The following is a 21,424-nucleotide window of genomic DNA, read 5'->3' as shown; positions in this document are numbered from 1 at the left end:
AGCGCCGCCATATTGCGCTACCGGATGGATACGCGCTCACCAAGCCTAGCCGCGCTCGCGCACTCTAACCGTGATCGCGTCAGCGATGTCATTCAACAGATCTTCAAGTTCAACCGCTTTCGTTTGATCCGGTACAAAATCAAGATGCGACACGAACTCTGAGCCAGCCCCCTCGATTAAGGTTGCGGAAATGCGTCTGGCCAGCGACTGATCAGCGGGAAGATGGTGCGGAATGATATCCTTTTCTTCCTCCCGATCTAACAGTGTTACAAAGCAAGCCCTAGGCGTAAGCGGAACGATCACCCGCAAACCATCTCCAAGATCCCTGTTAACACTGAATCGGTCCGGTAGAACGAAGACGGGCTTCTCCGACTTCACGATTGCCCAGCGACTCCACATGATTGGCCGAGCAAATCGGTCGTAAAGCTCATTGTTTTGAAACAGCGTTTCGTATGCGCGGCGTGCCATTGTCGGATCGTCTCCGTGACCGCTTTCAGCGATTACGGGAGCGAGGGCTTTTTGGCTTCCTTCAATGAAGTCCGGGTTTCGCAGCATCTGGATAATCAGAAAGCCAACGAATGAGCTTCTTTGCGGATCGTTTAGAGGACGCATATCAAGAAGCATTTGGATTGGCTGCGTGGCATCCCCTTCTAGCAAGCTGAAGTATGCCTCAAGTTCATCGCTATAGAGGCCTTTGCGATATCCCCATTGTCCAAAGTTGCGTGAGAACGATGTCCAACCCTTGTCTGTGGGCCTCCATCGCAGAATTTTGTCGTTGGTAGCCCAGTTCGTTTTCAAAAACGATTTGGGGATAAAATGATTTTTCCCGACTGGTTTAACGGCAAGCTTTGTTTTTCTAGGGGTCTTTTCTCGTTCAAGAGCTTTTGCCGACTTCGGTTTCCAGCGTTCGTCCGTGATCTTTTTCCATATATGATCATAGGCCATGCGAGCTGTCCCTGAAATGATTTCAACTCCGTTCGGACCGAGACAGGCTTCTCGCTCTACATCAGGATTAATGGTGTTTAGAGGCCTGTTGTTAATGCGCCGTTCCACAACGCCTTCTCCTAGCCAAATTTGGAGGCGTGCAAGTTCCAACGTCATTTCACCGCGCATATTGATGTGGGGCTCGAATTCAGCAGAGGTCGCTAACCCCATCAGTTCCAGAGTTATCCTGTGAACAACTTCATCCCAAATGTGCGCAAGCGGAAAGACAACCTGATCCGAGAGTAGTGGTCCGTGCTTTCTCACAACGCTCAGGCAATGTGGAATCTTTGTTGGCATGAATATATTAGGATCTAGTTTCCAAGGGGGAGTAGTTGAACCTTTTCTCACTGAGAAGCGACCTTTATTTTTGTACCGTACCGACTTTTCAAAATGTTAGACAATACCGAGTTTCGCGCCAAGGCTACTCTGGCGTCTATATGCGCCTAGTAGGTTTAGCGGGCGTTCTGTTTCCATTGCTGCCGTTCATCGAATGCGCAGCATCGTCCAAAATGGGCTCGAAGCGGACTTTCGCCGCAAGTTGCATGAAAGGCTGCTTTACGGCATGGCGTTGCTACTCTTTTGGAGAGTGAAAAACTCTCGTATTGGAGTGATCATGCAATCTGGTTTGTCCGCACATGATATTGAACGCATCCATTGGATGACGCTGGCTCTTCGCCTTCCCGAAGGTGGGGTGATGGCTAAGTTTCAAGATAGTGATTCTTGTGTCGGTCATTTTGAAACTGTGCGGTGGCAGTTTGGGCTATACTGTCCCCGGTGCAAAGCGAGGGACATCGCACCGAAAAGTTCGCGAAAAACCTACCGCTGCCGAAAATGTGCCTACCATTTTTCCGCAACGGCAGGAACTTTTGCGCATGGCGCCAATAGAAATTTGCTCACATATTTCTTGGCTGCCGAGGACATCATCAAGCAAAAAGCAAGGATGAGTAGCTTCGAAAGCATCACTGGACACGAGTTCAAAGATCAACATGGACTGGCGTATATGACCGCGCGGCGTCTTCTCAAATTGTTGACGGAAGAACTTCTGCTTGAAGATGGTGGTCTCATTGGCCGCTGCATCTGCGCAAAGGAAATCAACGTACCACCAGATATTGAGTTGGGCGGACATGATCATTTCCACTGGCTGTTTGAAGCACTGCAGGCAAGGGGCATCCGATAGTCAGGCATTTGAACAAAGTAGACAGTCTATCCACATCTAATTTCTGTCTTTCTATTCCCAGATTTGAAATGTCAGCTTAAGTATCGGTCAAGTGATGTTCATGTCCGATGCGAATGCGAAAACAAACCAAGCTTTGAAAGCCGAGAGCACCAATGTGTCTGAGATTTTAATGGTAGTTGGAATTTTCGCTAAGCTCATGAATTAAATATGAAAAATGACTCGACTCAGTGCTGTGAAAATGCACTTTGGCTCTGTCTTGAAATGAATGGCCGGTACAGGCCCAAGACCAGATCTCCGATAAAAGGAGGCGTAAATAATAGCGCACCGTCTATGCGGCGTGCCGGAGTGAGGGCCCCCGTGCCCAGAAGTTGATTGCTAAACGACAGAGGTCCGCGAAGGCCTCAGCAACCAGGCGCTTTTGATCACTTCATAGATATTTTTCACCGCCCAGAATCTAGCTGGCGCGGACCAGTGGAGACGTGCCCGATGGGAGGCGAGACAAAATATCAAGCGGCGATCCTGTTGTCCGCAGTTGGGAACCGGGGTGCAACCGGCGTGCCTGGCTCAGAAGCCAAGTGTGCTGTTTGTCGTTTTGGCTGCCAGCGCTTCGCGGCCATGTCAAAACGCTGCGATGGAGTTTCGATCGACGGCTTCCACGAAGCTGAAGGTAAGGGCCGATGAGCACTGCAAGAAAACACCTGATGCCGCCGCCAGCGAAGAGCCGCGCTGTCCGTCCGATCCCAAAATCTTCAAAGGGCCATTTTGTCGGTGAGTTTGTCTATGACAATATCAAGGGGAAGCCACAGCGCCTCGGGTTTGCCAGTTATACGGAATTCAAGGCGGCAATTTGCCTGATCTATCGTGAAGATTTTGCTGATATCGAAGAGCAGTTGGCATCGCTGCCCTTCAATCACCCAAAGGGCGCAACAAGCCAACATTTCTTCGATTTTAGGTTCACGACGAAGGGTGGGCAAAGGATCTGCATCTCCGTTAAGCCGGAACGGATTGCCACGACTTATGCCTATCAGGCAATGATCGGCGCTGTGAAGAATGCTGCGATTGGCAATATTTGCGATGCTGTTGCAACGGTGACTGAGCGTAATATCAGCCCGATTGAACTGCATAACGCTGAACTTTATCACGCGGCGAGAAAGCCGGAGCCTGAGATCGATGCCATTGTTGTTGACGGACTGGCTCAGCTTGAAACTACGGTTTCAGTCAATGAATTTCTTGAGAGCATCGGCCTTTCAGGGCGAGGGTTCTTCAGTGTCGCGCGCGCCATTCGTTCAGGGCATGCGCGCCTTTTCACACCTGAAAAAATCCGGGGAAAGACCTTAATTGAACGCGGAGTGGCTGAATAATGGCCGCTCCGTTCAAGAAAAAGACCAGGGTTCTCCTTGAGAAGGATTGCGAGTTTGCAATCGGCACTCGCAATGGACGCGTCCTTGAGTTGCGACCCGAAGGTTACCTGATTTTTTGGGAAGAATGGACTAACCCTGAAACCGGCGAGTGCCATGAGAGCACGGCTGGTGTCATGTCCTATGGCGCCATCGTCACTGAGAACAATTACGGCAACCTAAAGGTTCTTCGGCGCCCCCTGGCAAAACACTTTGATCGAGAAGCAATCCGTCGAATTGAGCGTTTGCCAACTGAGGTGGCACGACAGCGTTTCAAAAAGCAATATGTGCTGGCGATCCAAGACATGCTTGATGCTGGCGAGCTTCAACCGATCCGTGATGATTTCTGTGACAATATCGTCAGAATCGTCGCTAGGGGCAAAAACCGGTACGATGAATATTTGGCAGCACTTGCAATTCGGGAGAACAAGCGGGGGGGTGCGCGAACCACAAAATCAAAGAAGGAAATCAAGAAGTCTGTTGAATTTCATCAAGGGTTCAAATGCGGTCAGACTATGTGGAAGTGGTACTGGCAGTGGCGCACTGATGGCGATGACGGTCTCTTCGACAAGTATCGGAACTGTGGGAAATACCAACGGTACGATGACGCGACCGACAATTTCATTGAGGGTATTCTTGGCACCCTATGGGACCAAGAACGTGTAACGATTAAGTCACTGGTTGAAAGCGTTCAAATGGCTCTTGATGCCGAAAATGAACGGCGGGAACGTCTTCCGGTTCCCGCAGCCAAGCTGAAGAAGGCTGGCTATGATTACATCCTACGCCTGATCAAAGAGAATGCCCCGCTTGATCACAAAATTCGAAAACACGGTTGGGACAAGGCCTATAAGGATCTCCACACCCTTGGGATGGGGATTGAAACCTCCCGTGCTTTGCAGCGTGTCGAGATTGATGAATACACGGTTGATCTGTTCGTGCTCATGCAAAGCACAGGTTTGTTTGATCACATGCCGCAATCTATCAAAGACATTTTGGGGCTGGATGGTTTCGCGCGGCGTGTCACGTTGTCTGCAGCGATCGACGTCCACACGCGCTGCTTCCTAGCGCTTCAGATTGTGCCCGAGGGCATCGAAAGCCCCCTGAAACAAACTGTGGAAATGATCTATACCGATAAAAATTCCATCGCAGACGCAGCAGGTGCAAAGTTCGGCTGGCCGATGGCGGGGGCGCCTGAAACCATCGTGCTTGATCGTGGGGCAGGGTACGTCACGGATGATGCTTACGACGTTCTCGCAAGCCTCGGCATTACCAACCTTGGTGCGCCGGCTGGCAAGCCTTGGCTGAAACCATTTATCGAACGCGTATTCCGGACGATCCACAGCGATCTTTTGCAGCGTTTTTCAGGGCGTGCGTTTAGCAATGTCCTCGAGCGCGAAGAAAATGACGCTGCAGGCCGAGCGACCCTTACTTTGGAGGCGTTTCTGGTGTGGTTGGTGCGTTGGACCGTCGATGCCTATCACACAAAAAAGCATACCGCTCTTGGCATGTCGCCAAATCAGGCATGGGAAGAGGCGATCAAGGAATGCACGCCGCGCTCACTCAGCAGTGACGAAATGCGTGAAGTCTTCGGTGTGCCGGGGCGGCGCAAGCTAAGTCAGATGGGACTTCGCGTGTGTCAAATCGACTATCAATCAGATTCCCTCATGCAGCAGTTCGTCGATTCAAATGCGGAGTATTTTGAATTTCTAAGGTGGGATGGGGATATCGGCACAATCAGCGCTCGTTGCGATGACGGGCCGTGGTACACGGTGCCTGCAAAAGACGAGCGGTGGATCGGCAAGAACGATATCGATCTGCGCGAATGGCTTCAGCAACAGCAAGATGAAGACCCCGACGAATTCCGCGCGCGCCGTGATCTTATCAATAATGCCAACCGGGAGTCATTTCGACTGAAGCAGTTGAAGGGGCTAATTTCTCTTCCGAAAACACCCGCAGAACTTCGCAAAGACGTCGAACGCTTCGTACGTCATGCGGACACGGCAGAGCGCCGTCACAAAGCAGGGCCTTATCGTGGGCTGCTTGACGACGCTGATGACGGCACGCGCAATCATCCTGAAAACCTTAATTACGTGGCCGAGGCCGCACATGAGCCGGTGTGCGATGGCGGAACAGATTTTGACGACGATTCAATGGAGTAAGAATGAACGAGATGACTAATACTACCCCCGGCTCTCTAACCGAAAAGCTTACTTGGCTCGACGAAAGGTATTGGAAATTCGGAACGGAACGCGATCTTGAAGACCATCTGATCGACATCTTTCAAATGGATGACGATGGTCAGAGGACAACTGAGCCGCGCTTTGATCCGCTGACTGGTGAAACCAAAGGCTTGATGGTCCTTGGCCAATCTGGAAACGGAAAGACGGCATTGTTGAAAAGGGCTCTCCGCGTCGATCCTGTTCTGACGCAATTCAAGATTAATCAGGGCGGCAACACTCTTTTCATCACGGTCCCTCCAGAGGCGACGATCAAGAAGCTTGCGGAGATCATTCTGGCAGCAACGGGCTATGAAAAGGTCGATAAAAAATTGCGGGCCGCAGACGCCTGGGAAATAGCGAGGCATCGTTTTGGCCTCGTTGGGATCAAAACCTTGATCATCGACGAGTGCCATCACATTTTTCGTCCTGGTGCCGGACGGGACATCCCTGCTGCCATTCAGGCCTTGAAACACATCATGCAGTCTCAGGATCGCGTCGCCCTAATCATTGCTGGCGTTCCGAACTTGAAGTCAGCGATCCAAAGCGAGGTCACTGGTGAGACGATGCGCCGCTTTAACGAGTTTTCTTTAGGCAGGATCCGTCCAGGTTCCCGTGGCGCAAATACCTTTGACAAAAACTTCATGAAGTGCGCCCAGATTTTGGGGATTAATATCGCCGAAGGGGATGCGTTGCCTCATCGTATTCTTTTCGCAGAACATGGGCAGATCGGCAAAAGTGTAGCTTTGGGCAAGGACATCTTGCGCTCTGTAATTGTGAGGAAGCAAGAAACGGTCACCCTCGAAGCTGCCGAGCGGGTCTACCGTAAATCGAACTCAGGCTTGGACATGACACCTTTCAACAGGGCGGATTGGAGTGTTGTGAAGGCTGAATTGGTTGCAATTGGCTGGGGGCAGTCATGACCTTGTGGCCAAGCCTTACCTATGACCCAGAAGAAACTTTGCTCGGACATGCGGACCGGCTGTCTATGTTGCATACCGGTCGCGGGATGGAGCGGCTCATCAGGGACATCGGTATAAACGTCGAGCATTTTACATCTGGCCGCAAAGAGGCAGTCTCGGCTTTCGCAGCAGCGGTCGGATTGCCGTCGGAAGATGCTGAGAAAGGGGCCATCCGCGTATCTCAGCGAGCAGCGTCGTTTCGCGGCGAAGACATCTCCAAAACCTTCTTGAGCCCGCGTGCTGCTCGCTATTGTCCGTCTTGTCTCGCTGAAGACGGTCACATGAACCATCGTAGGTTCCGTCTCATTTGGGGTTTCCGTCATGTGGTCCGATGTGATCATCATTCGTCGTGGCTCATTGATACCCCTTGCAAGAACGAGACTAACTTACGTCTGGCCATCGGCACTAAAATTCTCGAAGAAACTCAGACTACTTCCAGAGAGACGCCAGACTATCTGTCGTGGCTAAGGACACGCCTCCATGGTCAATCTCCCACCGGTAATCCCTGGCTTGATGACCAGACCCTAGAACAGGTTCTTGCTGCATCTGAAATGCTGGGCGCAATATTGGAGCATGGCCACCGTGTTGCTGTCATGAAGCTATCCCCGGAGCAGACTGAAGAGGCCACCGATATCGGTTTCTCCATATACAGAGAGGGGCAAGAGGCGGTCATTGAGGCACTGGATACGATCCGGACGACATCGCCAGCCCTAGCCGTGCAAGCTGGGCCACTGGCCCATTATGGCAAGCTCTATGATTGGCTGCATCGCCGCAGCAACACGATTGACCCTGGGCCGATCCGCGACCTTTTGCGGGACCACATTGTTAAGAATTCTGCTGTCGAGCCAGGCACTAAGGTTCTTGGTGTTGAGATCACAGAGCGAAAATATCATACCCTGCAAAGCTTATCCGCTGAGGTCGATATACCGCGGGTGCGGTTATCACGGGTTTTGAAAAAACTTGGTCAAGTGCCGGAGGATGCGACGGAAGTTGACTGCGGCAACGCGGTCTTTGAGGCAAAGAAAACCGTGCCAATGATCGAGGCATTCAAGTCTGCAGTTCGGTTGCAGGACGTTCCTGATTATCTCGGTGCAACCAAAGGTCAATTCGAGGCGCTGTATCGGATGGAAATTGTGAAGCCGCTGGTTCCGCGGACGGGCCGTGGTTCAGTTCGAAACGTCGTCTTTTCGCGGCGGAATCTTGATGATTTTTTGCAGGGTTTGCAGGAATTGCCGCTTCTTACGGATGACATTGAAGGCGATTTCCACCCTGTCACCTATGCTTGTCAGCGTGGTGCCGGGCTGTTCGAAGATGTCTTCGTCGATATCCAGGCTGGCAGGATCCCTGGATACCGTCATCCTGACAAGGTCGGCATTGGTGCTGCTTACGTAGACGTCAGTTCGCTTTCGAAGCTCAAGAAGTCAGCTTAAAACCATCATAAATCGCCAAATCGACAGCCCGCTTCGGCGGGCTTTTTTTGCGTCTTTTAGAGGGTTTCGCGTGATCTTGCCCCGATTATCGTGGGATCCTTGGCCCCATTGTAATTTCACTCAAAATAAGCCATTGTAATTGCACGTTAAATCTTGCGGCTTCGAGACAACTTTGGCCGGATTTACACGTCGCGAGACAATTTCCATGACATGAGTTAAAGGCGGTCCTGAATGCGGGCCGCTTTTCCATTTCTGTATCACTGATCTGTGGCGATATTTACCAAAAAAATTTCAATGACCCAGCCAGTTGAACGTTTGTGCCAGCGCAGCGCGAAATTGCAGGCCTGCGCGGGCTAAATTTCAATCGGCAGTGCGCCTGCGACTTTGATTTGTCTTAGGATAAAGTTGGTTGTCATCGTTCGCACCACGCCCAGCCGCAAGATCTTTTGCATGATGAAATGTTCAAGCGCCTCAGGATTGGCGGCCGCGATTTTCAACATGAAATCAAAATCACCTGTGATCGAGGCACATTCCAGCACTTGTTCGCTGTTTTCTACGAAGTTGTGAAAGGTGTTTAGCGATGCCTCACTATGATCAATCAGTGAGATTTGGACATGTGCAAAGGCGTGTAATCCCAATTTTTTGCCGTCCAAAATGGCTGCATAGCGCGTGATGAACCCATCGTCTTCCAGTCGTTTCACCCGCCGCCAACATGGTGATGATGACAATCCCACTGCGTTTGACAGCTCTTGCGTGCTTGCGCGGCCATTTTGCTGAAGCATCTTTAGGATGCGCTTTTCGAACTCATCAATCATATTTCTCAATTGCTCAGTTTTGAGGTAAAATTTGCCTGATTTAAGCTCATACTCATCGAAAAGGGAACAAAAATATCCTTGGCGTAGTCTAACCTTACTTTAAGAAGAGGGAGGGTGCTGGATGCCAAAAAACACGAAATACAGGGCGAAAGAGCCAGACGAAAACGGCTTTATCGACTACGACCCACAAGAAGATGCAGTGTGGCGCGACTTAGTGGCGCGACAACAACCCAGCGTAGAACGACTGGCAGCAGCGGTTTTTCTAGAGGGCCAAAAGCAGCTTGATCTGCCCAAAGACCGTGTACCTCAATGCGTTGAGGTGTCGCAAAAATTGCAGGGGCTCACGGGGTGGAAAGTCGCCCCAGTTCCCGCGCTGATCGGATTCAAACAGTTCTTTCGAATGCTGTCGGAACAAACCTTTCCCGCAGCGTCGTTTATCCGTAGCCGCGAAGATTTTGACTATATCGAAGAACCCGACATCTTTCATGAAATCTATGGGCACACTCCGCTTTTGGCGGACGCTCGCTTTGCCCGTTTCTCGCAAGTGATTGGTGAAACGGGTCTCAACTGTGATAAATCCGACTATGCGTGGCTGATACGGCTTTACTGGTTTACGGTCGAATTTGGTTTGATCCGCGAAGACGGCGCGATCAAGGCGCTTGGGTCTGGTTTGGCGTCCTCACCTGAGGAACTGGAACATGCGATTCACGCCCCAAGTGTCGAGCGAAAGCCTTTTGATGTGATGGACATTCTGCGTACGCCCTACAGGATTGATATCAACCAACCGATTTACTTTGTGTTGGAAGATGTTGCGCAGCTGACAGAAATCCAAAACCGTGATCTGCTGGGTGATATTCGCAAAGCTCGAGACCTTGGGCTGCACGCCCCGACCTATCCTGCCAAGCAGACATGAGGAACACAGATGACCGACACAGATATTGCAGCGTTGAAAAATGACCTTAACCCAGATTGGATACTTGATGCACAAGCGCAAAAATTAACGCGGACCTTCACGTTCAAAGCCTATGCAAAAGCGGTCTATACCGCAAATCTGGCCGCTTTCATAAGTGACCAACAAGGCCATCACGCCGATGTAGCCTTTGGCTGGGGCTATTGCACCGTGACCTTTACCTCGCATGAATTAGGCCGCTTGTCGCCAGATGATTTTATCTGCGCTGCCAAGTTGGATGCCGCGACGGCATAAACCCTACCCATATGTGCTTTGGCAAAAGCACATGCGTTGATTTGAACAGGCGGTTTGTTTTGGCGTATTTTATGAAGTGACTGCCTCAAATGTCACAGCTTGACCTGTCAGGGCGCGTGTTTTGGCAATCTGTTCCAGCTGATCCATGTGACAAAAAATCGGGCTAACAATGACAAGGCAGTTCAAATCTTCGAACGCCAAAAGCGCATCTATACCGTCGCACAGCTGTGCTTTGGGCGCAAATTCGGCCGCAACCTTTGCCATCTCAGGGTCAGGTTCAAAAATTGCTGTGACTTGCGTGTCAGGCAGTAAGGCGATGTTGCGCAGGTGTTCCTGACAGTTTGGAGAAATCATGCGGCGCCCAGTCTGGCACGGCACCGATGCCCACACGGTCTTCTGCCCGAGTGATCCAAAATCCAAGCTGCTCTTGGTAGAACTGATATAGCTAATCTGACAGTGCTCCGTCTGGCACTTGGCCCGCGTGAGCGTCCAACCAGATTTCTTCGATCCCAATTATGGTGTCGTTAAGATACCGCAGGCGGCGGATTCGGGTGGCGTCTGTCGATGTGCCAAACCGTGGCAGGTCGGCAGGCTTCTGCATGGCCTCAACGGATATAACATCAGCTTTGGTCGGATCCGCTGATCAGGTTTTGTCAAAAATCGAAGCCTATCAAAAAATGGGAATGCGCGCCTTTATATTTTCAGGTAATCCTCACATCGATGAGGCCAAATATTTCGGTCGTCTTGTTTTACCGCATCTAAAAACCTGTTCAATGCCGCAGGCCTATGGTCGCGTGCCGAACAGCACCCCAAACACCCCCTTGGCCGCAGGAGTCCGCCGTTAATGGAACGCATTCGTTTTTCCGACACCCTAGACCTAAGCCGCATTGTTTACGGAATGTGGCGTGTTGCCGACGACACGGATACAAGCGCTGCGCATGTCACAGCCAAGATCAACGCCTGTCTTGAACAAGGGATCACATCCTTTGATCAGGCGGATATCTACGGGGAATACACGGCGGAAGCTGTTTTGGGGACCGCCCTACGCGGGGCATCTTCTTTGCGTGACCAAATGCAAATCATCACCAAATGCGATATTGTGGCACCATGCGGCAACTACAGCGACGCGCCTGTCAAATATTATGACACATCAGCGGCGCATCTTAATGCCTCGGTCGATGCCTCTTTAAGCAACATGGCCATCGACCATATCGATCTATTGCTGATCCATCGCCCTGATCCGTTCATGGATCATCACGAAACAGGTGCAGCGCTAGATGCCTTGGTCGCCTCGGGCAAGGTTGGCAATATCGGAGTGTCGAATTTCAAACCTTGGGATTGGGACTTGCTGCAATCTGGTATGACAAACAAGTTGGTGACCAACCAGCTTGAAGTGTCGCTGGCGGCACATGAAGGTTTGGTAAACGGCGATATCGCTTTCCATCAAAAGAATGCTCAGCCCATCATGGCGTGGTCACCCTTGGGAGGCGGTGCTTTGATGACCCAAAACGACGAAATCGGAGGCATATTGGACATCGTTGCGCATGAATATGGAGTGGATCGTTCGGCGGTGGCCGTGGCTTGGGTATTGGCACATCCTGCCAAAATTTTGCCCGTAATGGGCACGAATAATTTGGCACGTATTGCAAAAATCTCAGAAGCCTTCAAAGTCAAAATGGACCGCCAGACGTGGTACAGACTTTATACAGCGGCTTTAGGTCGCGAAGTCGCATAAAAGGCAAAGGAAGCTATGAATGCCAGAGTGTTTTGAACCCAATGCCGATAATACCCGTCTGTTGCGCGATGCTTTCGGGCGCTTTGCAACGGGCGTGACTGTGATAACAACGGCATCTTCAGACGGGCCTGTTGGCATCACAGCAAATAGCTTTTCGTCTTTGTCTTTGGACCCTGCTTTGGTCTTGTGGTCGCCCGCTAAAGGCACGCGGCGGTTCAAATATTTCGAAGCTGCCCCTGATTTTGCGATCCATATTCTTGCGGCGGATCAGGCTGAAATCTGCGAAGGCTTTGCCCGCAATATGCATGCCTTTGATAACTTGGATATGACGATCAATGCGCAGGGCGTGCCCTTGATTAACAACTGTTTGACGCGTCTTGAATGTCGTCATGTTGCGACCCACCCAGGAGGCGATCATGTGATCGTGGTGGGGCAGGTGACTCGCGCCGAGATTAATCAAGGCACCCCTCTAGGCTTTTTTGCTGGTCAATTTGGTGTGTTTCAAGCCGCGTAAATAAAGCCCAACGAAAACAAGAAAAAAGCGAGCTTTGCGAGGACTGTAAAAGAATAAGACCTAAAACGGGTCATCAAGGGAGGAAATAGTCTGTAGGAGAACGACTACTGGTGCTTGCACCACTTGGTTTTGTGAACCATCACGTTTTACGAGTCGCACGGGGTATTGGTGCCGTCGCGGTTGGACTTATGGCCCCCACCCGATTGCGCCTTGATGATCTTATCGCATTTGACAAAGATCAAGCAGCCTTTGGGATCGGTGAAGGTGGTCTGAGCTTAGGGCCAAGCCGTACGACAGGTGAGGGGAGTGACAGAATTCGCAAGCGTATTCCACGCAATGCACCTGCACTTTGGAATCTTGGGGCACGCGAAATTCACACGTTATTTCACGACGGTCGATTGATGGCGAGTGAGCGCTATGAAAATGGTTTTGACAGTCCCGCAGAAGAATGGTTGCCGCAAGGGTTCAACTCACTGCTCGCTGTGCAAGCTATCTTTCCGCTGGTCGCGCAATTCGAGATGGCGGGCAATCCGCGTGAAAATGAAATCGCAGGCGCCGTGCACGACCGTATCGATGCTGCATATCCGACGCTTGAGGGTATCGTACGACATCATATTGACGCCGCACCAATCTGGACGCGCGATATGGCGCAATTGCCCCAAGCTGAATGGTTGGCTGCCGTCGATTTCGCAGCACAAGATGATCGTTTTGAACGCCAGCGACACGCGCGCGTTCGCGATACAACCCCTATCGCTTTGACACAGGACGATATTACCGCTTTGGTGCATTTTCTGAATGCGTTGACGGGCACCTCTGTAACACGGCCTCCATTTGGTGTGCCGACAGAAGTCCCCAGCGGGCTGCCATTAGACTAGGAACAAAATATGAAGCCTTTGAAACGTACCGCTGAACGCCTTTTCCCCGGCTTAATTATCGCTGGTCTTGTGGCTGTCACGGCGCAATTTTTGTCGGAACATTACGGCGCGCCTGCAATGCTGATGGCGATCTTGTTGGGCATTTCGTTGCAGTTTTTATCGGAAGAAACGCGCACAGAACCTGGCGTTTCATTCGCTGCAAAGGATCTATTGCGCTTTGGTGTCGCCCTTTTGGGTGCGCGGATTAGTGTGGAGATGCTGCAAGACCTAGGTCCAGTTTTGGTAGGTTTGATTGTCGCTGGGGTGATCTTAACGATCCTGTTAGGCACGCTCATCGGGCGTTTGTTTGGGCGCGACACTTTGTTTTCATTTTTAACAGCTGGTTCTGTTGCGATTTGCGGGGCCTCTGCTGCGATGGCGATTGCTTCGATTTTACCCAAAGGGAAAACCCGCGAGCGTGATCTGGTGTTTACTGTTGTCATCGTCACCGTTTTGTCGACCGTTGCCATGATCTTTTACCCGATTTTATCGGATCGCATCGGGCTTGATCTGCGCCAATCAGGGGTGTTTCTGGGCGGCACGATTCATGACGTTGCCCAAGTGGTCGGCGCGGGCTATTCGATTTCGGATGAGACAGGCGACTTGGCCACAGTGGTCAAGCTGATCCGTGTGACGATGCTTGCGCCTGTTGTTTTGATCTCGTCTGTATTCTTGCGCAAATACGCTGAGCCTGGCGAAGCGCGACCGCCATTGGTGCCTGGATTTGTGTTGGCCTTTTTGATCATCGCGACGTTGAATTCATTTCACCTTTTACCCGAGGTTTTGCGCGACTTGGCCGCCGTCGTGTCGCGTTGGGCGCTGCTCACGGCGATTGCGGCTGTCGGAATGAAAACGTCGATCCCGCGTATTTTGCAGGTTGGTGGGCCGGCGATTGGTCTGTTGGTGGCGCAAAGTTTATTTTTGGCGGGGTTTGTTTTGATTGGCGCTTTGATGTTGGGATGACGCCGTCCAATTACCGCCGCGCATCGCATCAAAGAAACATGCCAAAGCGCCAAGAAAAGGATCTGGACTTATCTCATGTCACGCGACAGCGGTGAAACATTGCCACCCAAAGGATGAGCTTGGAAAAGAAAGATAACAACTGAGCCCGTCTCAAAGGTCGGTTAGGACCGTGCTTTCTGGGAAAGTAGAATTCAACTTGCGAATATGCTGCCCCGATTTCACGGCAGCCTCGAGCCCAGTTTACCTAATTGTCTGCGTGCCTGCTTTGCACAGCTTTACCCGCCTGTCTGCCCAAAAACCTATAGCAGCTTCCAACCATAGATTGCCGTAACTGCAAGCGTGTACGTCGCGAGCAAGACAACGTTCACAGGATTTCCCGATAGTTTTGGGGTTTTGATTTGCGAGACGTTCAAGGCCGCAAGGCATAGGCCTGCGACGGCAAGCACGATAGCAAAGGTCGGTTGGCTGAAATAATCGGCAAACATGAATAGAAACACTAAAAGGATGCTATTGTTATCAATGGCTAACCCAGTGTATTTCGCATCACCTGACAAGCCAAATGTACTGAAATAACTCAGACGGATGGCGCCGAAAACCAGCATGATAAATGCGACCGGCAAGAATGCGGGATGGAAATTACCATAGCTCAGAACCAAAAGCGCTGGGGTCACACCGTAGCTGACAATATCGATGAGCAAATCAAGCTGCCCACCAAATTGCCTGTCGTCTCCAGTGCGTCCCTTCATTTTGCGCGCAATCAAACCATCGGCCCAATCAAACCCAACGGCCCAGATCATGCCGATCATAGCCGCGCCATAGACGCCGGTGATCAGGAAATAGATCGCCAAAAGAGTGCATGCGAGCCCCGCGAGAGAACACAAATTCGGCAGGTCTTTGATATAGGACAGGATTGGCCTTGTCGGCGTGTCGGTTACGTTCTCGGTTGTCATGGCAAGTCCTTTGCGTTAGGTGATCTGATGCTGCGTCGATGTTCGACCGGCACTCTCTCACTTTCCGTTCTGCGTGCATTTGAAACATGTAGCTTTCAAAACACCTACCCGCCCCAGTCTGTTATGATCTGGAGCGTTCACGGATTAATTGTATGAAACTACTGATAAATGTCGTGCGTTCGAGGATTTCAGTTCCTGTGCGCTAACACCGTTTATGGGTATGCAACAGGATAAAATGAACCATGATCGTTTACACCGTCGGCACGTTTGACCTTCTTCATGTCGGTCACCTTGCATTGTTGAACCATTGCAAGAGCTTGGGGGATGTCCTCGCCGTTGGCGTTGCGTCCGACGAGGTTGTGAATATGTATAAACCCAACGTCCCTGTCGTGCCATTGGACCAACGGGTCGAAATGCTAGAGGCGCTAAGCTGTGTCGACATTGTTCGCCCCTATTATGAACTGGAATACGTTTCGGGCTGTAAAGCCGTGGGCGTCGATATCTTTGTTGTTGGCGAAGATTGGGGCAGCAAACCTCACAATCTTGATGTGAACGACTACCTTCACGATTTAGGCAAACAGATTGCTCAGGTGACGTATAATCCTCGCACTTCGTCAACGCGGATTAAGCAGATGGTCATGACGCAATCGGCCGCGTGACACAGGGTGCAGTCGCCAAAACCCGATGCGCCCCCCAACACTTCCACTGCCTCAATGTCTGGAAAGGGGCGGTGCGGTGACGCCGCTTCACGCGATGCCCAACGCCTTCAGTGTTGTCGAGTGCGAACGGATCATTGCCAGTACGGCGCTTGCACCGAAAGACGAAGCGCTTCTTGTAGGTCAGACCCGTGATCATAATCAGCGCCGCGCAGAGTTGGTATGGATCGACCAAGTCGACGGCATGGGTTGGGTTATGGAGCGTTTGATTGACTTTGTGCGCATATCGAACCGAGAACGGTTCGACTTTGACCTGCGAGATTTTGCGGAAAGCCCACAAGTCGCGACATATGATGCTGCCTCTGGTGGTCATTTCGCATGGCACTCAGACATTGGCGATGGGCGGCTCGCACGACAGCGCAAACTGACACTGGTTTTGCAGTTGAGCAATTCGAAATCCTATGAGGGCGGTGATTTGCAGGTGATGCCAAGTGCAAATATTCTAACCGCCAATCGCGAACAAGGTTGCGTCAGTATCTTTCCAAGCTTTTCCTTGCACCAAGTCACGCCCATTACGCATGGGATACGGCATTCACTAACGGTATGGTCGCACGGCCCTTCTTTTCGCTAAAGACCAGCAAAGAGGTCGCAAAAAGAAAAAGTGGGGCGATCACAACCCAACGGGTGGAGACAATTGAATGTCCGTCGGCTGAGAATGGGTATTGAAATAGGGCGCCTGAACGCCCGCAAAGTCCGCACTGCCGACCTCTAAGTTTGGCACAGCAAATGTTTGGGTTAGAGCAACGTAAACGGTCCCATGCCGGCCATTGGCCAGATGTAGAAGCGCTGCTGCGCGGAAAAAGCTGCTTAGGAAGGGCGGTGACGCGTTGCGGTTCTGTAAGTCTGGCGTTTGCAACGCGGCCTGCAAAAGACCGCGTCTCACTCTTACCTATACAGCAGAACTGGAATTTTCACGGACTGGATCATTGCAGTGGTCGTGGATCCGATGATGAGGTTTCTGATCCGGCTATGCCCATAAGCCCCCATCACCAGAAGATCGAAATCCTCCTCAGAAACCAACTTATTGAGAACCTCTTCGGGTTCTCCAGTTGCGATACGCGGTAATGCCGTGATGTTAGCTGTCTGAAGCTTAGTAACGGCTTCATCAGCAACTTTTTGGGCATGGGTAATATCTTGCGCCACACAAAGCACACAGACATCGAGATCAGCAAAAGCAGGGCTGATCGACATACGTTCGATAGCGGTCTTGGCCGTTGCGCTGCCGTCATAGGCCACAAGAACCTTAGAAATCGGGCGGAACTCGCGTGAGGCCACAAAGACTGGCACCTTCGCGCTGCGCACGATCCGCTCCAAGTTCGATCCCAAATGACCAGAGGCGAAATCCGCCCCTTCACCCCGCTTACCGATGGTTATTGCGCGAATATCGCTTTCAAGTTCGCGAACCGCCTCCAAAAGATCACCCTTTCGCAAACGCACATCCACCTTTGGGATTCTGTCTTGTTCAAGGATCGCTTTCGCATCTTCCAGAATGGCATGACCCTTCGCTTGGGCAAGTTTAGCGCGTTGCGCGTCCATGGCAGAAAGCTCTTCTAGAAGTGCAGTCCTCGCTCCTAGGCTTAGCGCCCCCGAAAGGTCGGTTGAGGCAGCCCCTTCGCGACGGCCCAACACATGCATGGCTATCACGCTGGCGTTGAGCTTTTGCGCGATCCAAGCAGTATGGTGGCAGACGCTTTCGGAATAGTCCGATCCGTCCAGTAGTGTCAGTATCTTATCCATAACGATCCTCCCTCAATGTCCCATCAACTTATCCATCGCGTCGGGCTTGTCATGTAGAGCAAGCTTATCGACGAGCGTTTCTGTTGCGGCGTTCATTCCGACAACCTCGACCTCCGAACCTTCTCGGCGGAATTTCAAAATGGCCATGTCCAGCGCTTGGACGGAGCTGATATCCCAAATATGGGCCTCGCTCACGTCGATGGTGACCCGATCAAGCGCCTCGCGGAAATCGAAAGCATCTGCGAAATCCTCGGCTGACCCATAGAAAAGCTGGCCTTCGAGCACGTAAGTCCGCTCGCGTCCATCAGCTGATAGGGTCGAGGTGATACGGAAAAGTTGCGCAATCTTGCCTGCAAAGAAGATGCCAGACAGCAGCACCCCCACCAGAACGCCAATGGCGAGGTTGTGTGTGTAGACCACGGTGACGACAGTTGCGATCATCACGATTGAGGATGAACGCGGATGCACTCTGAGCGCCTTGATCGAGGACCACGAAAAGGTGCCGATCGACACCATAATCATTATCGCGACAAGTGCGGGCATTGGAATTCGGGCGACCAGATCGCCAAGTCCTACCACAAGGATCAGGAGCACAACACCGGCGGTGAACGCCGATAATCGGCCGCGCCCTCCAGACTTCACGTTGATGATTGACTGACCGATCATCGCACACCCTGCCATGCCGCCAATAAACCCCGTACAGGTATTGGCGATGCCCTGTCCGATACATTCCTGATCGCGGCTGGATTTCGTGTCAGTCAGATCATCGACGATGTTCTGGGTCATCAGGCTTTCCAGCAGGCCGACCACCGCAACGGCGGCGGAATACGGAAAGATGATCAGCAGCGTCTCGATGGTCAGCGGCACATCCGGAATCAGGAAGAAGGGCAGCGTATCCGGCAGTGCGCCCATATCGCCCACCGTTCTGACGTCCCAGCCCATCGCCAGAACCACAACGGTCAGCACGATGATGGTAACCAGAGGCGAGGGAATGGTCGTGGTAATCCGAGGGAAGAGATAGATGATCGCAAGTCCCGCAGCCACAAGGATATAGGTCAGCCAAGTCACACCGGGGTTGCTCAGGTTCAACTCGGGCAGTTGGGCCATGAATATCAGGATCGCCAGCGCATTCACGAAGCCGGTCATCACCGATTTTGAAACATAGCGCATGAAGCGCCCGAGCTTCAAAAGCCCCGCCCCGATCTGCAAGAGACCCGCAAGAACGGTCGCGGCCAAGAGATATTCAAGCCCGTGATCCTTCACGAGCGTAATCATCAGAACAGCTGTGGCGGCAGTCGCCGCCGAAATCATTCCAGGCCGCCCGCCTGTAAAGGCGATGAGCACGGCAATGGAAAAGGAGGCGTACAGACCCACCTTGGGGCCCACGCCTGCGATGATAGAGAATGCGATGGCTTCGGGGATCAGCGCCAACGCGACGACGATACCCGCAAGCACATCGCCACGAATGTTACCGAACCATTGCTGTCGGTAGTCAGAAATTGAGATCATATAGTCAGTCCATTACCCTGCGCAGGCCCGTCTTTCACGAGACGGTCTACGGTATATATTGGGAGTTATCAGGGTTGTCCGGCGGATCAGCGGCCGGAAGAGCCACCCGGGCTCTCACCGGGTCCTTACGCTATTGGGATCACATAAACCCTATCTTCGCGGAAAAATCAATCGTTTCCAGATGCAGGGGTATCACGCCACTTGATCGAACTTCCTGTCGAGGGTCACAAACGGCCCATTGCCGAGCTTAGAGGTTTGCACTGATGCGGCGATGCCGCAATTTAATCGGTTGCCATTGCGACAGTTGTTCTAGCTTACGTGCAGGCGACAAGAATCCCAAGGCTTTCCGTGACCGATTGTTTAGGTGGTATATATTGGCCTGCCACGCCGCGCGCGTAATTTCGACACTATTTTAGAGCTGAACGCAGGCTGGGATCAGCACTCAACTGCCTCGCTGAACCCAATGCGAAACATGCACAGTAGGGCGTGCTTAGCAGGCGCGTTTAGTGGTATCCTAAAAGCTCAGTCTCCAAGCCATGCTCCGCGATTTTAATATCCGCAATGGTCAAGTCCTGTCCGCCAGTTATTTCTGCGATCAGGTCATCACCAGCGTAGAGATCTGCCCCTGTGCCGTCTTCCCAAGGCACGACCGATAGCACTTCTTCGCCATGCCAATTGGAGCCTTGCGCCTGCGTAATAAAGCCGTTTTCGATGTAGATAATATCTTCGTCAATGTTGAAATCGGTTATGATGGACGCCGCTAGGTCATGACTTGATCCGCCTTGCTCTGAGTAACTGTATTGGCTCGCCGAGAGACCAAATGTATCCGCGCCTTCGCCGCCGGTGAGGATATTGGCGTTGCTGGACAATATGATGTCATTCCCTTCTCCGCCATCAAGCACATTCATATCATCCGTGTTTTCAGCAAAAAACGCCCCAGCCCCAGTCAACAAGTCGTTGCCTTCGCCGCCATAAAGAGTGTCGCCATGGTACGCTCTGAGTTCATCGTCTCCACCATTTCCGTAGATTGTTGCCTGTGCATCATCATAATCAGCTTGAATGCGGCTCGCCTCGTCGCCATCATGAACTGTACCATTCCCAAGTACTTGCACCAAGATTCTCGAATTTTCGAAATCTTCTAACTGAGCACCGTAGATCTCAGCCAAGACTGTTTCCCCATTCATAAGATTCGCACCTAGGCCGTCGTCACGCTCTTCAAAAGACAGGTCCAGTACATCTTCATCATGCGCATAGATACGCACGAAACTGAGGGAATCTTCTGCGGTTTCGAAATCTGTAATGATCGGCGCAGGCTCTGTAGCTTGTGTATCAAGCTCCAGCCGAAAGTCGGAATGCCCATTTACGGAGGTTTCTGTAATACGATCATCCGCTTCAATGTCGTCGTCATTGGGAACATTGTCAGGTTCTTGAATGATCTCATCCGTCAAATCTGCAACGTCACCTTCAGTGTCACCCTCGTCATAAGTGTCCAGAAGGTCAGGAGTGCCGTCCGATGCGTCCAGCGCTTCGGCATCGCTTTCATCCGTTGAGGTTGTATTCTCGTCAGAGTTCTTATCAAAAACATCGGCCACGGTCGCAATGCCAATGGCACCGAACAAACTCAAGAAAATCAAACCAAACATTACGACCTCACAAAAAACACAGGGATTATATACTTAATATTATGTAACTATGAGATAAAAGATAGTCTAAACCATTGGCCTTGTCGCGGCTTAGTGTAAGCAGTGTTTCACTTCCCAAATTCCCACCGCAAAAGCTATTCAACAGCTAATTTGCACTGGCAGCGCAAGTCCGCAATCCGCCGAAATTTTAAAGGTCAGGCCTGCCTATTGCGGAAACCCAGCCAAGTTAGACGAATTCGCCTCAGCATCCTCAAGGATACTGTTCCGTTTTCCAATTATTTTAGGGTCTAAAAAGGTCTATCCACAATATTTGTAGATTGTATGGGAACTGCGGGTAGGCATGAGGTGTGCTGAACAAACCGAGAATTTGTGCAGTCTTATGCCCCATCTACAAAAACACCAAAATGATGGCGATCCCACGAGGAATCGAACCCCGAACCCCCTGCTTAGAAGGCAGGTGCTCTATCCAGTTGAGCTATGAGACCGTGCAAGTGTTTTGCGCGACTGCGATAGGATTTTCAAGCCCTAAGACGCAATTGTTTTTCGGATCTGGCGTGT

At 51.6% G+C, this 21,424-nt stretch carries 21 protein-coding genes, 1 tRNA gene, 1 pseudogene and 1 other annotated feature; of the genes and pseudogenes, 14 read left to right on the top strand and 9 right to left on the bottom strand.

Features of this window, described 5'->3' with window-relative positions; genetic code table 11:
• Positions 1-45: 45 nt before the first annotated feature.
• Positions 46-1,281 carry a DUF4238 domain-containing protein gene (locus EDD53_RS08850; RefSeq protein WP_123792854.1) on the bottom strand — a complete coding sequence of 412 codons (1,236 nt, stop codon included), beginning with the start codon at positions 1,279-1,281 and terminating at the stop codon, positions 46-48.
• Positions 1,282-1,474: 193 nt separating this feature from the next.
• Between EDD53_RS08850 and EDD53_RS08845 the strand changes: the two genes are divergently transcribed.
• From EDD53_RS08845 to EDD53_RS08825, 5 genes are all read left to right on the top strand, one after another.
• Positions 1,475-2,161, top strand: a complete 687-nt coding sequence (locus tag EDD53_RS08845) for a transposase (protein ID WP_123792853.1) — start codon at positions 1,475-1,477, stop codon at positions 2,159-2,161.
• Between the two features lie 677 nt (positions 2,162-2,838).
• Entirely contained in the window at positions 2,839-3,522 is a 684-nt protein-coding gene (locus EDD53_RS08840; protein WP_123792852.1) for a hypothetical protein, read from the top strand.
• Positions 3,522-5,717: a DDE-type integrase/transposase/recombinase gene (locus EDD53_RS08835; protein WP_123792851.1), complete on the top strand. Its 2,196-nt coding sequence runs from the start codon at positions 3,522-3,524 to the stop codon at positions 5,715-5,717. Before EDD53_RS08840 ends, EDD53_RS08835 begins: the two co-directional genes overlap by 1 nt.
• Before the next feature lie 2 nt (positions 5,718-5,719).
• Positions 5,720-6,697, top strand: coding sequence for a TniB family NTP-binding protein (locus tag EDD53_RS08830; protein ID WP_123792850.1), 978 nt, complete (start codon positions 5,720-5,722; stop codon positions 6,695-6,697).
• Positions 6,694-8,166 carry a TniQ family protein gene (locus EDD53_RS08825; protein WP_123792849.1) on the top strand — a complete coding sequence of 491 codons (1,473 nt, stop codon included), beginning with the start codon at positions 6,694-6,696 and terminating at the stop codon, positions 8,164-8,166. Before EDD53_RS08830 ends, EDD53_RS08825 begins: the two co-directional genes overlap by 4 nt.
• A gap of 353 nt (positions 8,167-8,519) precedes the next feature.
• On the opposite strand, the gene EDD53_RS08820 is transcribed toward EDD53_RS08825, so the two are convergent.
• Positions 8,520-8,981: an Lrp/AsnC family transcriptional regulator gene (locus tag EDD53_RS08820; protein WP_123792848.1), complete on the bottom strand. Its 462-nt coding sequence runs from the start codon at positions 8,979-8,981 to the stop codon at positions 8,520-8,522.
• 121 nt (positions 8,982-9,102) lie between these two features.
• Here EDD53_RS08820 and phhA point away from each other — a divergent pair, with 121 nt between their 5' ends.
• Together phhA and EDD53_RS08810 are read left to right on the top strand one after the other, a co-directional pair.
• A complete protein-coding gene (gene phhA / locus EDD53_RS08815) occupies positions 9,103-9,894 on the top strand; it encodes a phenylalanine 4-monooxygenase (protein ID WP_123792847.1) in 792 nt (263 codons plus the stop codon).
• Between the two features lie 9 nt (positions 9,895-9,903).
• A complete protein-coding gene (locus EDD53_RS08810; protein WP_123792846.1) occupies positions 9,904-10,185 on the top strand; it encodes a 4a-hydroxytetrahydrobiopterin dehydratase in 282 nt (93 codons plus the stop codon).
• A 69-nt stretch (positions 10,186-10,254) separates the two neighbouring features.
• Here EDD53_RS08810 and EDD53_RS08805 read toward each other — a convergent pair whose 3' ends face one another.
• The gene (locus EDD53_RS08805) at positions 10,255-10,539 is read right to left on the bottom strand and encodes a Gfo/Idh/MocA family oxidoreductase (RefSeq protein ID WP_123792845.1); all 285 of its coding nucleotides are present in this window, start codon (positions 10,537-10,539) and stop codon (positions 10,255-10,257) included.
• 91 nt (positions 10,540-10,630) lie between these two features.
• On the bottom strand, positions 10,631-10,786 hold the full coding sequence (locus EDD53_RS14840) for a hypothetical protein (protein WP_170162724.1): 156 nt from the start codon (positions 10,784-10,786) through the stop codon (positions 10,631-10,633).
• A gap of 19 nt (positions 10,787-10,805) precedes the next feature.
• On the opposite strand from EDD53_RS14840, the pseudogene EDD53_RS08800 reads away from it, so the two are divergent.
• The 5 genes and pseudogenes from EDD53_RS08800 to EDD53_RS08780 form a co-directional block, all read left to right on the top strand.
• Positions 10,806-11,030 (top strand): annotated as a pseudogene (locus tag EDD53_RS08800) (LLM class flavin-dependent oxidoreductase); the annotation flags it as partial.
• Positions 11,030-11,920, top strand: a complete 891-nt coding sequence (locus EDD53_RS08795; RefSeq protein ID WP_123792844.1) for an aldo/keto reductase — start codon at positions 11,030-11,032, stop codon at positions 11,918-11,920. The pseudogene EDD53_RS08800 and the gene EDD53_RS08795, both read left to right, overlap by 1 nt.
• A gap of 19 nt (positions 11,921-11,939) precedes the next feature.
• Positions 11,940-12,434: a flavin reductase family protein gene (locus tag EDD53_RS08790; RefSeq protein WP_123792843.1), complete on the top strand. Its 495-nt coding sequence runs from the start codon at positions 11,940-11,942 to the stop codon at positions 12,432-12,434.
• Between the two features lie 110 nt (positions 12,435-12,544).
• Positions 12,545-13,309 (top strand): hypothetical protein, encoded by a 765-nt coding sequence (locus EDD53_RS08785; protein ID WP_246002325.1) that lies wholly within the window; start codon positions 12,545-12,547, stop codon positions 13,307-13,309.
• A 9-nt stretch (positions 13,310-13,318) separates the two neighbouring features.
• Positions 13,319-14,311 (top strand): YeiH family protein, encoded by a 993-nt coding sequence (locus tag EDD53_RS08780; protein WP_123792842.1) that lies wholly within the window; start codon positions 13,319-13,321, stop codon positions 14,309-14,311.
• Positions 14,312-14,610: 299 nt separating this feature from the next.
• On the opposite strand, the gene EDD53_RS08775 is transcribed toward EDD53_RS08780, so the two are convergent.
• Positions 14,611-15,261 carry a CDP-alcohol phosphatidyltransferase family protein gene (locus EDD53_RS08775; RefSeq protein WP_123792841.1) on the bottom strand — a complete coding sequence of 217 codons (651 nt, stop codon included), beginning with the start codon at positions 15,259-15,261 and terminating at the stop codon, positions 14,611-14,613.
• Between the two features lie 242 nt (positions 15,262-15,503).
• Between EDD53_RS08775 and EDD53_RS08770 the strand changes: the two genes are divergently transcribed.
• Complete coding sequence (locus tag EDD53_RS08770; protein ID WP_123792840.1) at positions 15,504-15,920, top strand: FAD synthase family protein; 417 nt, start codon at positions 15,504-15,506, stop codon at positions 15,918-15,920.
• Between the two features lie 76 nt (positions 15,921-15,996).
• Positions 15,997-16,548, top strand: a complete 552-nt coding sequence (locus tag EDD53_RS08765) for a 2OG-Fe(II) oxygenase (protein ID WP_123792839.1) — start codon at positions 15,997-15,999, stop codon at positions 16,546-16,548.
• A 314-nt stretch (positions 16,549-16,862) separates the two neighbouring features.
• On the opposite strand, the gene EDD53_RS08760 is transcribed toward EDD53_RS08765, so the two are convergent.
• The 4 genes from EDD53_RS08760 to EDD53_RS08745 all read right to left on the bottom strand — a co-directional run bounded on the left by EDD53_RS08760 (position 16,863) and on the right by EDD53_RS08745 (position 21,351).
• Positions 16,863-17,714, bottom strand: a complete 852-nt coding sequence (locus EDD53_RS08760; RefSeq protein WP_123792838.1) for a universal stress protein — start codon at positions 17,712-17,714, stop codon at positions 16,863-16,865.
• A 12-nt stretch (positions 17,715-17,726) separates the two neighbouring features.
• Complete coding sequence (locus EDD53_RS08755) at positions 17,727-19,223, bottom strand: SulP family inorganic anion transporter (protein ID WP_123792837.1); 1,497 nt, start codon at positions 19,221-19,223, stop codon at positions 17,727-17,729.
• A gap of 72 nt (positions 19,224-19,295) precedes the next feature.
• Positions 19,296-19,351, bottom strand: a sequence feature (sul1 is cis-regulatory element that is thought to sense ions involved in sulfur or methionine metabolism; They are found in Alphaproteobacteria).
• Positions 19,352-19,726: 375 nt separating this feature from the next.
• Positions 19,727-20,866, bottom strand: a complete 1,140-nt coding sequence (locus EDD53_RS08750; protein ID WP_123792836.1) for a calcium-binding protein — start codon at positions 20,864-20,866, stop codon at positions 19,727-19,729.
• 408 nt (positions 20,867-21,274) lie between these two features.
• Positions 21,275-21,351, bottom strand: a tRNA-Arg gene (locus EDD53_RS08745).
• Between the last annotated feature and the right edge of the window lie 73 nt (positions 21,352-21,424).

The sequence above is a fragment of the Pacificibacter maritimus genome (genome assembly GCF_003814915.1).
GTDB lineage: Bacteria > Pseudomonadota > Alphaproteobacteria > Rhodobacterales > Rhodobacteraceae > Celeribacter > Celeribacter maritimus.
Note: the sequence above shows the minus strand (reverse complement) of the source record. Positions and strands in the feature narration are given on the sequence as shown.